We start from the raw sequence: 11,924 nt of genomic DNA on the forward strand, positions 1-11,924 counted from the left end.
GGCCGCCCCCGCCCGGCCCGCCCCACGGGACGCCGCGCCGAACGCGCGGCGAACCCGGCCACTACCCCCGCGACCGCAGGTTCCTTGACCCCCGCCAGCAAATGCCTAGGGTGCGCGCTAAACCCGGCACGATATTCCAGAGGCTCATATGGCACAGCGTCTTCACCTTGTTTTCGGCGGCGAACTGGTCGACCCCACCAAATCCGTTTTCAAGGATGTGGAGGCGATCGACATCGTGGGCATGTTCCCCGACTACGCCAGCGCCTATGACGCCTGGAAAGATGCCGCGCAGCGCACCGTGGACAACGCGCATATGCGCTACTACATCGCCCACATTCACCGGCTGCGCGACGAAGAGCGCGAAGCCTCCCCCACCGAGGAGCTGGACAGCTGACCGCCCGCCCCCCGCGCTTCTCTCTTGCCCTGTCCGCCTACCTGGCCTTCTCGGCCCGCGCCACGCGGTTTGCCGAGCGAAAGCTTGCGTCCCGACTGGAGGCAGGCAAGGAAGACCCCGAACGTATTGGCGAGCGGCGCGGCATTGCCGGTCTGGAGCGACCGGAGGGCGATCTTGTCTGGTTTCACGCCGCATCCGTGGGTGAATCGCTGTCCCTGCTCGAACTGATCCGCCGCATGTCCGAGGAACGCCCGGACCTGCGATTCCTGGTGACGACCGGCACCGTGACTTCGGCCCAGGTCATGGCCTCGCGCCTGCCGGCCACCGCAGTGCATCAATTCGTCCCGGTAGACGTGCTGCCCTGGGTGCGCCGTTTCCTCGACCATTGGCGCCCTTCGCTGGCCGTCTGGACCGAAAGCGAACTTTGGCCGGCGCTGATCTCTGAAACCCGCGCGCGGGGCGTCCCGATGGTGGTCATCAATGCGCGCATGTCCAAGACCAGCCACGATCGCTGGCGGTTCCTGCGCGGCATGGTCCGCAGCCTGCTGGAGCGCTTCGACGAAGCCCATGTGCAGGATGACCTCACCGCCGCCTATCTGCGCCATCTCGGGCTGCCGGGGCAGCGGTTGCACGTGACGGGCACGCTCAAGGAAGGGGCGGCTGCCCTGCCCTGCGACGAGGACGAGCGCGCGCGCCTCGCGGCTCATCTTGGCGGGCGTCCTATCTGGCTGGCCGGGTCGACCCACGAGGGCGAAGAGGAAAAGGTGCTGGAGGCCCACAGGCAGGCCCTGAAAGCCAATCCACGCCTGCTGCTCATCCTCGTGCCGCGCCATCCCCATCGGGGCGACGACGTGGCCGCGATGATCGAACAGCACGGGTGCAGTTTCGCGCGCCGCAGCGCTGGCGAGATGCCGGGCTCCGACCATGCCGTTTACCTTGCAGACACGCTTGGCGAGATGGGGCTTTGGTATCGGCTGGCCCCGATCAGCTTCGTGGGTGGGTCGCTGGAACCCGTCGGGGGGCACAACCCGTTCGAACCGGCAGCCCTCGGCTCGGTCATTCTGCACGGGCCCTATGTCAGCAACTTTGTCGATATCTTCCAGCGCCTCGCCGAGTCCAGGGCCTCGCGGCTGGTGTCATCACCCGAGTCGCTGGCAGAAGCTGTGAATGACCTTTTGAACCCTGACCGCGCGGCTGCCATGGCCCACGCAGCGTGGGAGGTCTGCTCGGCCGGGGCGGAAGTCACGGACCGGGCGCTCGACATGCTTTTTGACCATCTCGACCGCACCCCGCGGCTGACGGCGGCGGGCTGAGCGATGCAGGCCCCCCGCTTCTGGCATCGCAAACCGGGGCTTCTGAGCGTTCTTCTGTCGCCGCTCGGCGCACTCTATGCCGCTGCAACTGCGCGCAGGCTGCAGGGCGGGGCCTGGGAACGCCCGGACGTGCCGGTGATCTGCGTAGGTAATCTGAATGCAGGCGGCACAGGCAAGACACCGACCGTGATCGCTCTTGCCGAACGCCTGACCGCGCGTGGCGTCACCGCGCATGTGGTCAGCCGCGGCTTCGGCGGCAGCGTCGAAGGCCCGCATCGCGTCGATCCCCGCACCGACACGGCGGACGAGGTCGGCGACGAACCCCTTCTGATCGCGGCCTGGCTACCCACATGGGTTTCCAGGGACCGAGCGGCAGGTGCGCGTGCCGCCGTGGCGGCGGGGGCTAAGGTTATCCTGCTCGATGACGGGTTCCAGAACCCCGGTCTTGCAAAGGATCTGTCGATCGTGGTGGTGGATGCTGCCAAGGGCTTCGGCAACGGCCGCGTCATTCCCGCTGGCCCTTTGCGCGAACCGGTTGCAGCGGGCCTTGCACGGGCTGACCTTCTGCTCTCCATCGGCCCGGATGGCGCACAGGCCCGCTTCCGCAAGGACTGGGGCCATGCAGTAACCTTGCCTCATCTCCTCGGGCGACTGGAGCCGCTGCCAACCGGAATGCCTTTCGAGGGCCTGCCGGTTCTGGCCTTCGCCGGGATCGGTCACCCGGAAAAGTTCTTTGCCACGCTCAAGGCCATGGGGGCCAATCTGCTGCGCGGAGAAGCGCTATCGGACCACCAACCCCTGACCGAGGCCCTGATGGCGCGGCTGGAACAGGACGCAAAGGCGCTTGGCGCGCAACTGGTGACCACCGAAAAGGATGCCGTGCGCCTGCCGGCCAGTTTCCGCTCCAGGGTCTTGACCGTGCCCGTCCGCCTTCAACTGGAGGATTGGGACCCGCTGGACGCGGCGCTGGACGATCTGCTGACCTGATCCGCAGCGCTCACCGCTTCAGTTTCGGAGAGGCGCGGTCAAGCGACAGTTCTGCATCGGAAAAACGGAAAGGTGACCGGACACCCGGAATGCCCTCGGGCGCGATGCGCATGCCGCGCGCCTGAACCTGCGGGTCCTCGAACACTTCGGCCATGTCGTTGATCGGCCCGGCGGGCACGCCCTCGGCCTCGCACGCGGCCAGCAGGTCGGCCTTGGTGCATTCCCGCGTTCTGGCCATCAGCCGCGCGATCATCTCCTCGCGGTTTTTTACCCGGTCGGCATTGGTCAGGAAGTCAGGCGCTTCGGCCATATCATCCAGATCGAGGATCCGGCAAAGCCGCCGATACTGGGAATCGTTCCCGGTGGCGATGATGATGAAGCCGTCAGCGCAGTCGAACACCTGGTAGGGTGTCAGGTTGGGATGGTAGTTGCCTGTCCGGCCCGGTGGGGTGCCCGTGGCCAGGTAGTTCATGGCCTGGTTCGCCGTGATCGAAACCGCGCAGTCCAGCAGGGCCATATCCACGTGCTGCCCCTGGCCGGTCCGCTCGCGCTGATAGAGCGCCGCCAGGATGCCGCTGACCGAGTAAAGCCCGGTGAACAGGTCCGTTACGGCCACGCCCACCCGCTGCGGCTGGCCATCGGGATCGCCCGTGATCGACATCAGCCCCGACATGCCCTGGATGATGTAGTCATAGCCTGCGCGATGCGCGTAGGGACCGGTCTGGCCGAACCCCGTGATGGAACAATAGATCAGGCGCGGATTGACCTTGGACAGGCTCTCGTAATCCAGACCGTATTTCGCCAGCCCGCCAAGCTTGAAATTCTCGATCAGGATGTCGGCATCGGCCACCAGCCCGCGCACCATTTCCTGGCCTTCCTCGGTGCGGAAATCGGCCACGACGGACCGCTTGCCCCGGTTGCAGGAATGGAAATAGGCGGCGGTCGTGTCCTCCTCGCGCTCGATGAAGGGTGGGCCCCACTGGCGGGTATCGTCGCCCGCCGGGCTTTCGACCTTGATCACCTCTGCGCCGAGGTCAGACAGAGTCTGACCGGCCCAGGGGCCGGCCAGGATACGGGCTAGCTCAATGACCTTGAGCCCTTCAAGCGGTGCGCTCATCCCTCGACGTCGGCGATCAGACCGTCGAGAAGCTCCGACATCTCGGCATAGCTCATATTGCTGTAGAGCTCACCGTTGATGACGAAGCTCGGGGTGCCTTGCACACCATCGGCTTCGGCCTGCTCGGATGACAGGGTCACCATGGCCTGCGCCATGTCATTATCGGTCAGGCAGGCGTCGAGTTGGTCATCGCTTAGACCGGCACGCAGACCAAGACGGCGCAGGTTCGCGGCGACGGCGCCGGGCTCGCCCTGAACCCATTCACGCTGTTCTTCCATGATCATCTCGGAAATGCCGAAATAGCGCAGCGGGCCACCGCAGCGGGCCACCATCGCCGCCCACAGGCCGTAGCGGTCAAAGTAGATTTCCCGGATCACGAAACGGATTTGGCCGGTATCGACATAGTTCTCGACGAGCTGGGGATAAACTTCTTCGTGGAACCGCGCGCAGTGCGGGCAGGTGAAGGAGGCATATTCGATCACGGTGATCGGCGCATCGTCGGAGCCCATGACCATCTCGATCACTTCGGGGGCGGCGGTATCTTCGGCTTCTGCATCAGCAGGCTCGGAATCACTGGTTCCGGCCTCCTGCGCGCTGGCAGCCATCAAGGGCAGGCTGGTCTGGTTCGAAGCAACCTCGCGCGAGGCGCTGAGATAGATGTACCCGCCAAGCACCACCATCAGGGCGGACAAGGCGGACAGGATCAGGGTGCGGGACATGTGAAATGCTCTCCTCAATGGCTGTTCTTGGTTAAAACGTTCCGGGCAAGGCGTTCAAGCGCATCCTTCAACCGGTCGTCGGAAATGGGGTCGGCTGCGGCCTTGGCAGCCGCCAGAACCTGCGGTGTGGGTTCGGGTTTCGGCTTCTCTCGGGTCTCGAAGGCCACCTGACCCTCGGCGAACCCGGTTGGTGCGGTCTGGGTGATCTGCACCTTGCTGACCGCGTTGTAGCCATAGCAAGCATTCACCTTCTGGCGGATCGCCTCTTTCTGCATTTCCAGCAAAGGGGCGTGCCCGCCGGTGGTCAGCAGGACAAGCGTCGAGCCGATCCCGTCACGCGAATGGCGGATCTTCACGGGCCGGGCACAGCTGGCAATCTCCGGCCCCACGACCTCTGCCCAATGGGTCAGCAGTTTTGCCTCGGCAAAGCCGCGCTTCTCGAACGCCCCGCGCATATGCCCCGCCACCAACCGCGCGGCCGGTTCGAACCCGCGCTTGCGGCGCGAGGGTGGCTTGGTCATGGTGGGCTTCGTTGCCGCCATCGGGGTTTCCTTTCCTGCGGGTTAATTTAACTCTCCGGAGGGCCGGAACCAATGGGTCAGACACGAAGGAAGCATAACGCTTGCGTGACGAAGATTACAGCGCCGTCCTGCTGGACTGGTATGACAACCATGCGCGCACCCTTCCGTGGCGTATCTCGCCGGGAGACCGCAGGGCAGGCGTTATGCCCGACCCCTATCGCGTCTGGCTGTCCGAAGTGATGCTGCAACAGACGACGGTCGCAGCGGTGAAGGACTATTTCCAGCGCTTCACCACGCTCTGGCCCACTGTCGGCGCCCTCGCCGCAGCCGAGGACGCCGCCGTCATGGGGGAATGGGCTGGGCTTGGCTACTACGCGCGGGCGCGCAACCTGCTCAAATGCGCGCGGGTGGTGGCGGGTGATTTGGGCGGGCGATTTCCCGACTCGGAGGCCGGGTTGCTCGACCTGCCCGGGATCGGCCCTTACACGGCGGCGGCCATCGCCTCGATCGCCTATGACATCCCCGCGCCGGTGATGGACGGCAATGTCGAGCGCGTGATGGCGCGGCTCTTTGCGGAAACGATGCCCCTGCCCGACGTGAAGCCGGTGCTCAAGGCCCACGCGGCCCGCCTGACGCCAAACACTCGCCCGGGCGACCACGCGCAGGCCGTGATGGACCTCGGTGCCACAATCTGCACCCCTCGCAACCCCGCCTGCGGCATCTGCCCCTTGCGGGACCCGTGCAAGGCCCGAGCAACGGGAATCGCGGCCGATCTGCCCGCGAAGGCCCCGAAGAAGACCAAGCCCACCCGCCTTGGCATCGCCTATCTCGTACGGCGCGCAGACGGGGCCTGGCTTTTGGAAACACGGCCCGAGAAGGGTTTGCTTGGCGGCATGTTGGGCTGGCCCGGAACCGACTGGACTGAGAGCGCACCGCCAGAAAACCCGCCGATTGCCGCCCGGTGGCACGATCCGGGGCTGGAAGTGCGCCACACCTTCACGCATTTTCACCTGCGCCTCTCACTGCGCCTGGCCCTTTTGGAAGATGGCACGCCGACACGCGGACGCTTCCTGCCAAGACAGGAGTTTCGCCCCGCCAACCTGCCGACCGTCATGCGCAAGGCCTTTGACCTCGCGCAAGGTGCGTGGCCAGAGGATTGAGATAGCGTCCGGCTTGGGCGACACTTGCCGAATATCATCCTCTCACCAGTTCCCGACGCACCCGTCACGAAGGCCCCGAACATGATCCCCGCTTCCCAGGTTTCCAAGCTTCAGAACGCCCAGCCATTCTGGATGTCCGTCCTACTTGTGCCGCTCGCAGTGATCGGGGCCTGGGCCGGGGGGCTGGCGCTGCTGCTGCTGCCGCTCTACGCGATCGGGCTGACCACGCTGCTCGACGCGCTCTCGGGTCTCAACCAGGAAAATCCCGACCCCGAAACGCCGGAGGAGGGACTCTTCTGGTATCGGCTGGTCACGCTGATCTGGTTCCCGGTGCAATTCGTGACGGTCCTGTCGCTGATCTGGTTTGCGACCCATTCGGATCACCTTGCCGCCTGGGAAAAGATCCTGCTGTTCTACGGCGTCGGCGTGATGTCGGGGGGCATCGGCATCGTCTACGCGCACGAACTGATGCACCAGAAGAACCGGGCAGAACGCTGGTTGGGCGACCTGCTGATGGCGTCGGTGCTCTACAGCCATTTTCGCAGCGAACACCTGCTGGTCCACCACATCCATGTGGGCACCCCGCGCGACCCTGTGACCGCGCGCTACAACGAGGGGTTCCATCGCTTCTTCTGGCGCGTGCTGCGCGATTGTCCCCGTTCGGCCTTCCGGGTGGAAAAGGCCATGCTGGCCCGCAAGGGCAAGCCCTGGCATGACGCATCAAACCCGTTCTGGCGTTACTGGGCGCTGCAAGGCGCGATGATCGCGCTTGTTCTCATGATCGGAGGTTGGGGCGGGTTGGGGCTGTTCCTGTTCCAGGCCTTCATTGCAGTGTCCTTGCTGGAACTGACCAATTACATCGAGCATTACGGCCTGACCCGAAAGCATCTGGGCGGCGGCAAGTATGAACATGTCCAGCCACGCCACAGCTGGAATGCATCGCACCGGGTGTCGAACTGGCTGCTGATCAACCTCCAGCGCCATTCCGACCACCACTACAAGCCGAGCCGCCGCTTCCCGCTTTTGCAAACCTATTCCGAGGCAGAGGCGCCGCAACTGCCGCTTGGCTACCCTGTCATGACGCTCTTTGCCCTGTTCCCGCCCCTTTGGCGCAAGCGGATGAATCCGCGCGTGCGCCAATGGCGACAGATGTATTACCCGGAAATCACTGACTGGCAGGACTACAACAAGGGCCGAACCCCCATGCCGCGCGGTGCAAGCTGAAAAAAGCCCCGCCGGGGCGCAAGGCCCGGGCGGGGATAGGGTCGTGCCGCAGGCAAAAGCCAGTTGGCACGGGCGGTATTGGTTGAAAATCAGCCGCGCAGCTCAGACCGGATCTGTTGACGCAGAAGGTCGATCGGCACGGTCTTTCCATCGCGGCGGAAATGCCAGTAGGTCCAGCCGTTACAGGATGGTGCCCCTTCCAGCTTGGCGCCAACCTGGTGGATGGATCCCTTGGTGTTGGAAATCACCAGCGTTCCGTCGGCCCGGATCTTGGCGACCTTGCCGCGCGGGCTGACCAGTTCTTCTCCGGGGTTGAGCAAGCCACGCTCCACCAGTTGACCGAAGGGAATGCGCGGTTCGGCTCGCTTGGACGTGCTGACTTCCAGCGAAGTCCGGTCAAAGCGGCGCGTTTCGCTCAGCCGCTTCTCGGCCACCTTGCGGTAGGCTTCTTCGCGCTCGATCCCGATGAAATCGCGTCCCAGCTTCTTGGCCACGGCCCCGGTGGTGCCAGTGCCGAAGAACGGGTCCAGCACGACGTCACCGGGGTTGGTGGTGGCCACGAGGATGCGATGAAGCAGGCTTTCGGGCTTCTGCGTGGGATGGGCCTTGTCGCCCTTCTCGTCCTTCAGGCGCTCATGTCCGTTGCAGATCGGCAGAACCCAGTCCGACCGCATCTGCACGCCTTCGTTCAACGCCTTCAGCGCCTCGTAGTTGAACGTGTATTTCGCGCCTTCGGACTTCGAGGCCCAGATTAGCGTTTCATGCGCGTTGGTGAAGCGTTTGCCGCGGAAATTTGGCATCGGGTTCGACTTGCGCCAAACCACGTCGTTCAGGATCCAGTAGCCCTGGTTCTGCAACTCTGCGCCCACGCGGAAGATGTTGTGATAGCTGCCAATGACCCAGATCGCGCCATTGGGCTTGAGCAGGCGTTGTGCGGCCTTCAGCCAGTCGCGGGTGAAGCGGTCATAGACGGCGAAACTGTCGAACTGGTCCCAATGGTCATCGACCGCATCGACCATGGAATTGTCGGGACGGTGCAGATTGCCCTTGAGTTGCAGGTTGTAGGGCGGATCCGCGAAGATCAGGTCCACCGACGCTTCGGGCAGACTGTTCATCACCTCGATGCAGTCCCCCGACATAATGGTATTGAGCGGAAGCACGGGGGCCTCCGTCTTCTTGGATTTTGTCATCACTCTGCCTCTGCCTCGCGCCTCTTTTGGGCGCTGAATTGCAGGGACAAGCATGAGTCAAAGGTGATTCGCCGTCAATTTCTTTTTTGAATCAGGAACTTACAGATTTTCCTTGATACAAGATGTTGTGGACGGGCTTGAAGCTGCGTCTATGGTGAGGGGTCACCCCCAAATCTAGAAGCGCCTGCTTGTGGTCTGCTGTCGGGTATCCGGCGTTGCGTTCCCAACCATAGCCTGGAAATTGCCTCGAAAGCGCCATCATGTGTTTATCCCGCCCCACTTTCGCCACAATCGAAGCCGCTGCGATGGACAGGCTGCGCCCGTCTCCCTTGACGATCGTGGTGGCCGGGCAGGGCAGTTCTGGCGGCAACGCGTTACCGTCGATCAGAGCGTGACCCACCGGTGCCAGGCCCTCAAGCGCCCGGCGCATGGCCAGGAAGGTGGCGTTGCGGATGTTGATCGCGTCGATCTCTTCCACGCTGGCCCACCCGAGCGACACCTCGGCCCTCTCCAGCAACTGTTCCAGCAACGCGGTCCGCTTGCGCGCGCTCAGTTTCTTGGAGTCGTTCAGTCCTTCGGGAATGGTGGCAGGATCCAGCACCACCGCCGCAGCCGTCACCGGCCCGGCAAGGGGACCGCGGCCCACCTCGTCTACCCCTGCGACACGCCCGCCGATCCGAGTCTCGAAACTGAAATCTGGACCTGTGTTCATGCCCCCGACAAACCATGCCCCCGCAACCGGCACAACGAAAAAAGGCGGCGAACCTTCGTCCGCCGCCTCTGCGGTTCTGCTCGATCAATGGTCGTGTTTACGACCGCACCCAACCATGACGGTAGAGGCACTGTGCATCGTAGACCTCGCGCCAGCCGTGATAGGTGAAGACCGACTCGCGGCAGCTGTCGGGCAGGTAGGCGTGGCTGTGCACGTGGCCCTGCATGCAGTGGGCACCATAGGCGCGCATGTCCAGGTTCGGCCCTTCGTAGCGGATGTAGCAGGACGAGGGGGCCACCATCTGCGGAACGACCACGACGGGCGGCGGCGCGTAATGCATCACCGGCGGCGGCGCAACGTAGCGTGTCACCGGGGCGGGCGCGTAGTGGGTATGGCTGCGCTGCCGGTCGATCAGGCTGTCGAGCAGCAGGATGCCGGCTGTCGCACCAAGGAATCGGTGCAAGTTCTGGTCATGGGCATTGGCTTCGGTGCTGGCGCCGACAAGGCTGGAAATCGAGACGGCCATGGCGAGGCCAGCCGAAGCAAGGGATTTGGGAAGGGTTTTAAGCATTGCTTGGTCTCCGGGGGCTGGAGTTGGGGACAGGTCATGAAAAGCCGTGCGATTGGGGAACGCGCGGCCCTGATGCACAGTCATCCGGCCCTGCAAAGACAGGCAATATCAGCGCCCCGCTATCCGATAACAGCCTGATTGGACGGCTCTGATATTGAATGTCAGACCGGTCTGACCCTAACTCGGACCCATGATGAAACAGCTTCTCCTCTCCCTCGCCCTCGCCGGGCTCGCCACTACGGCAAACGCAACTTGCTACGCCGACTACAAGGCAACGATGGATAACCCGCTCCGCCTGCATTACGGTGTGATCGAGTTGCCGGACTCCGCCTGTTCGGTCGGCGCGGCCGCACCTGTCATCGCAGGCCGTCTTTCGGGCGGCTGGCAGCTCCTGGAAGTGATGTCGGTCTTTGACGAGACCGGCCTAGCGTCGAGGAGAGACCGTGCAGGACAATACTACCTCCGCTTCTGAATCGCGGATTACCGGGACCCGCGTGGTCCAGATCGGGATCGCAGCCGTCGTCGCCATCCTCGCGGTGGCGGCGATCCTGCTATTTTCCTATCTGCCCGACGCGAATGAATTCAACGACGCGGTGCGGGAAATCTTCCTTGTCAACGACGCGTTGACGACGACGGAATCGATCCGCATCCTTGAAATCCTTGCCCAATCCGGCACGACCTTCTCCAAGGTCCTGGCCAGCTACCGGGCCATCATCTTCGTGCTGATCGTCTTCGCTACCGCGCTGCTGATTGCCTGCCTGGTGTTCCTGGTCACGATCATCACGCTCAATCGTCGCATGCACGAGATCGAGCGTTCGGGCATCCAGGTGTCGTCGCTCGTGGTCAGCCGCGAAGAAAACGTCGTCTATCTCAACAACCTGGAATTCAAGCTGACCAAGGCCGCGATGGAAACCCTCTCGGTCCTGGCCGAAGCGCGAATGGATGACGATGTGCTGTCGGGGGCCGAGATCGAATCGATGGTCTCGGGTAAGCCGGCTGCCGATTGCGAAGAAGCTGCGGGCGCAACCCGGATCAAGCGCCTGCGCGATACGCTTGGCAACCAGATGGTCAGTGAACTGCTGGTCAAGAACATCGCCCGCCGGGGCTACATGCTGGCGATCGACAAGGATGTCATCAAGATGATCTGAACGGGCTGCGGGCTAGCAGTTGTTGGGCCGCCCCCTGCCATAGCCTGATCGGTCCGAGATCGAGCCATTGTCGCTGTCTGTATAGCCCGTGCGCACGCCCCCTGTCCCGCGCGGGCAGGCATTCCCATCCGTCCAGGACCCGGTATCGCCATCCGCAGCCTGTGCCTGACCGGGAAACATCGCCAAAGTGCCGCCCGCTGCGGCCAACCCAAGAAATCTGCGACGCCCGCTGCGCCCGATCTGAATATCGGCGTCGGAGAGGGTTTTCGTTGGTTTCCGGGTCATCGGCTCTTCCGCTGTGCTGTCGTCATCGAAATCTACCCCTGTAGGGGCTTTCAGCGCATCCTAGCAGATCGAGGCGCGCAGCGTCAGCAATAAGGCGCACCGCGCCCGTATCCGCCGTAGTCGGTGATGTTGCCATTGTCGCGGTCGGTTGCGCCCGTATAGGCCCCGCCGCCGCCACGCGGGCAGGATCCGCGATCCGTCCAGGTTCCGTTGTCGATATCGGCCGCCTGTGCTGCCGAGGGGGCAACAACAGCGGCTCCACTGGCCGCCATCAGGCCAAGAAACGCCCTGCGCGCAGGTCGCGACGTGGTGATCTCGGAATCGCTCAGCGTCTTCTGGCCGCTTTTTGGTGTTTTCGTCATGCTGGCCTTCCTTGCCGCCAAAACATGTGTAATGCTGACACGAACTATAGGGGGATCCCGGCGCCCGGTCAACAAAGACCCCCGTCCATAGGCTGTTTCACGCCGGTTCGCCACAGGACCGGAAAACGGGAGAACGGACATATGTCCATGACATTCGCGCAGGCCATCGCCCCGGTCTCAACCGAAGATTTCTTCGCACACAGCTTCGAGAAACGGCACCT

At 63.6% G+C, this 11,924-nt stretch carries 15 protein-coding genes; 7 read left to right on the forward strand and 8 right to left on the reverse strand.

Annotated features, from left to right (window positions below):
* Nucleotides 1–148: 148 nt before the first annotated feature.
* From ACEQXV_RS17420 to lpxK, 3 genes are read left to right on the forward strand one after another with little or no spacing between them, the layout of a single operon-like run.
* Nucleotides 149–394, forward strand: a complete 246-nt coding sequence (locus tag ACEQXV_RS17420) for a DUF4170 domain-containing protein (protein WP_370255438.1) — start codon at nt 149–151, stop codon at nt 392–394.
* Nucleotides 395–435: 41 nt separating this feature from the next.
* Nucleotides 436–1,707, forward strand: coding sequence for a 3-deoxy-D-manno-octulosonic acid transferase (locus ACEQXV_RS17425; RefSeq protein WP_370255446.1), 1,272 nt, complete (start codon nt 436–438; stop codon nt 1,705–1,707).
* Nucleotides 1,708–1,710: 3 nt separating this feature from the next.
* On the forward strand, nt 1,711–2,694 hold the full coding sequence (gene lpxK / locus ACEQXV_RS17430) for a tetraacyldisaccharide 4'-kinase (protein ID WP_370255440.1): 984 nt from the start codon (nt 1,711–1,713) through the stop codon (nt 2,692–2,694).
* A 10-nt stretch (nt 2,695–2,704) separates the two neighbouring features.
* Here the strand turns inward: lpxK and ACEQXV_RS17435 are convergent, their stop codons facing one another.
* The 3 genes from ACEQXV_RS17435 to ACEQXV_RS17445 are packed head-to-tail and all read right to left on the reverse strand — an operon-like array spanning nt 2,705 to nt 5,072.
* Nucleotides 2,705–3,811, reverse strand: a complete 1,107-nt coding sequence (locus ACEQXV_RS17435; protein WP_370270228.1) for a CaiB/BaiF CoA transferase family protein — start codon at nt 3,809–3,811, stop codon at nt 2,705–2,707.
* A complete protein-coding gene (locus ACEQXV_RS17440) occupies nt 3,808–4,530 on the reverse strand; it encodes a DsbA family protein (RefSeq protein WP_370255442.1) in 723 nt (240 codons plus the stop codon). Before ACEQXV_RS17440 ends, ACEQXV_RS17435 begins: the two co-directional genes overlap by 4 nt.
* Before the next feature lie 14 nt (nt 4,531–4,544).
* A complete protein-coding gene (locus ACEQXV_RS17445) occupies nt 4,545–5,072 on the reverse strand; it encodes a DUF721 domain-containing protein (RefSeq protein WP_370255444.1) in 528 nt (175 codons plus the stop codon).
* An 80-nt stretch (nt 5,073–5,152) separates the two neighbouring features.
* On the opposite strand from ACEQXV_RS17445, the gene mutY reads away from it, so the two are divergent.
* Both mutY and ACEQXV_RS17455 read left to right on the forward strand, forming a co-directional pair.
* A complete protein-coding gene (mutY, locus tag ACEQXV_RS17450; RefSeq protein WP_370270230.1) occupies nt 5,153–6,211 on the forward strand; it encodes an A/G-specific adenine glycosylase in 1,059 nt (352 codons plus the stop codon).
* A gap of 81 nt (nt 6,212–6,292) precedes the next feature.
* Nucleotides 6,293–7,435, forward strand: coding sequence for an alkane 1-monooxygenase (locus ACEQXV_RS17455; protein WP_370270231.1), 1,143 nt, complete (start codon nt 6,293–6,295; stop codon nt 7,433–7,435).
* A gap of 89 nt (nt 7,436–7,524) precedes the next feature.
* Here the strand turns inward: ACEQXV_RS17455 and ACEQXV_RS17460 are convergent, their stop codons facing one another.
* The 3 genes from ACEQXV_RS17460 to ACEQXV_RS17470 form a co-directional block, all read right to left on the reverse strand.
* On the reverse strand, nt 7,525–8,625 hold the full coding sequence (locus ACEQXV_RS17460; protein WP_370251197.1) for a site-specific DNA-methyltransferase: 1,101 nt from the start codon (nt 8,623–8,625) through the stop codon (nt 7,525–7,527).
* Nucleotides 8,626–8,716: 91 nt separating this feature from the next.
* On the reverse strand, nt 8,717–9,337 hold the full coding sequence (locus tag ACEQXV_RS17465; protein ID WP_370270232.1) for a ribonuclease HII: 621 nt from the start codon (nt 9,335–9,337) through the stop codon (nt 8,717–8,719).
* Between the two features lie 97 nt (nt 9,338–9,434).
* A complete protein-coding gene (locus tag ACEQXV_RS17470) occupies nt 9,435–9,908 on the reverse strand; it encodes a hypothetical protein (RefSeq protein WP_370251199.1) in 474 nt (157 codons plus the stop codon).
* A 193-nt stretch (nt 9,909–10,101) separates the two neighbouring features.
* Between ACEQXV_RS17470 and ACEQXV_RS17475 the strand changes: the two genes are divergently transcribed.
* Together ACEQXV_RS17475 and ACEQXV_RS17480 are read left to right on the forward strand one after the other, a co-directional pair.
* The gene (locus ACEQXV_RS17475; RefSeq protein ID WP_370251200.1) at nt 10,102–10,380 is read left to right on the forward strand and encodes a hypothetical protein; all 279 of its coding nucleotides are present in this window, start codon (nt 10,102–10,104) and stop codon (nt 10,378–10,380) included.
* Nucleotides 10,352–11,056 carry a transcriptional regulator gene (locus tag ACEQXV_RS17480; protein ID WP_370251201.1) on the forward strand — a complete coding sequence of 235 codons (705 nt, stop codon included), beginning with the start codon at nt 10,352–10,354 and terminating at the stop codon, nt 11,054–11,056. Before ACEQXV_RS17475 ends, ACEQXV_RS17480 begins: the two co-directional genes overlap by 29 nt.
* A 12-nt stretch (nt 11,057–11,068) precedes the next feature.
* Here the strand turns inward: ACEQXV_RS17480 and ACEQXV_RS17485 are convergent, their stop codons facing one another.
* Complete coding sequence (locus tag ACEQXV_RS17485; protein ID WP_370251202.1) at nt 11,069–11,341, reverse strand: hypothetical protein; 273 nt, start codon at nt 11,339–11,341, stop codon at nt 11,069–11,071.
* Between the two features lie 83 nt (nt 11,342–11,424).
* Nucleotides 11,425–11,703 carry a hypothetical protein gene (locus ACEQXV_RS17490; RefSeq protein ID WP_370251203.1) on the reverse strand — a complete coding sequence of 93 codons (279 nt, stop codon included), beginning with the start codon at nt 11,701–11,703 and terminating at the stop codon, nt 11,425–11,427.
* Nucleotides 11,704–11,924: the final 221 nt, after the last annotated feature.

The organism is Nioella sp. (assembly GCF_964229645.1).
Classification (GTDB): Bacteria; Pseudomonadota; Alphaproteobacteria; order Rhodobacterales; family Rhodobacteraceae; genus Nioella.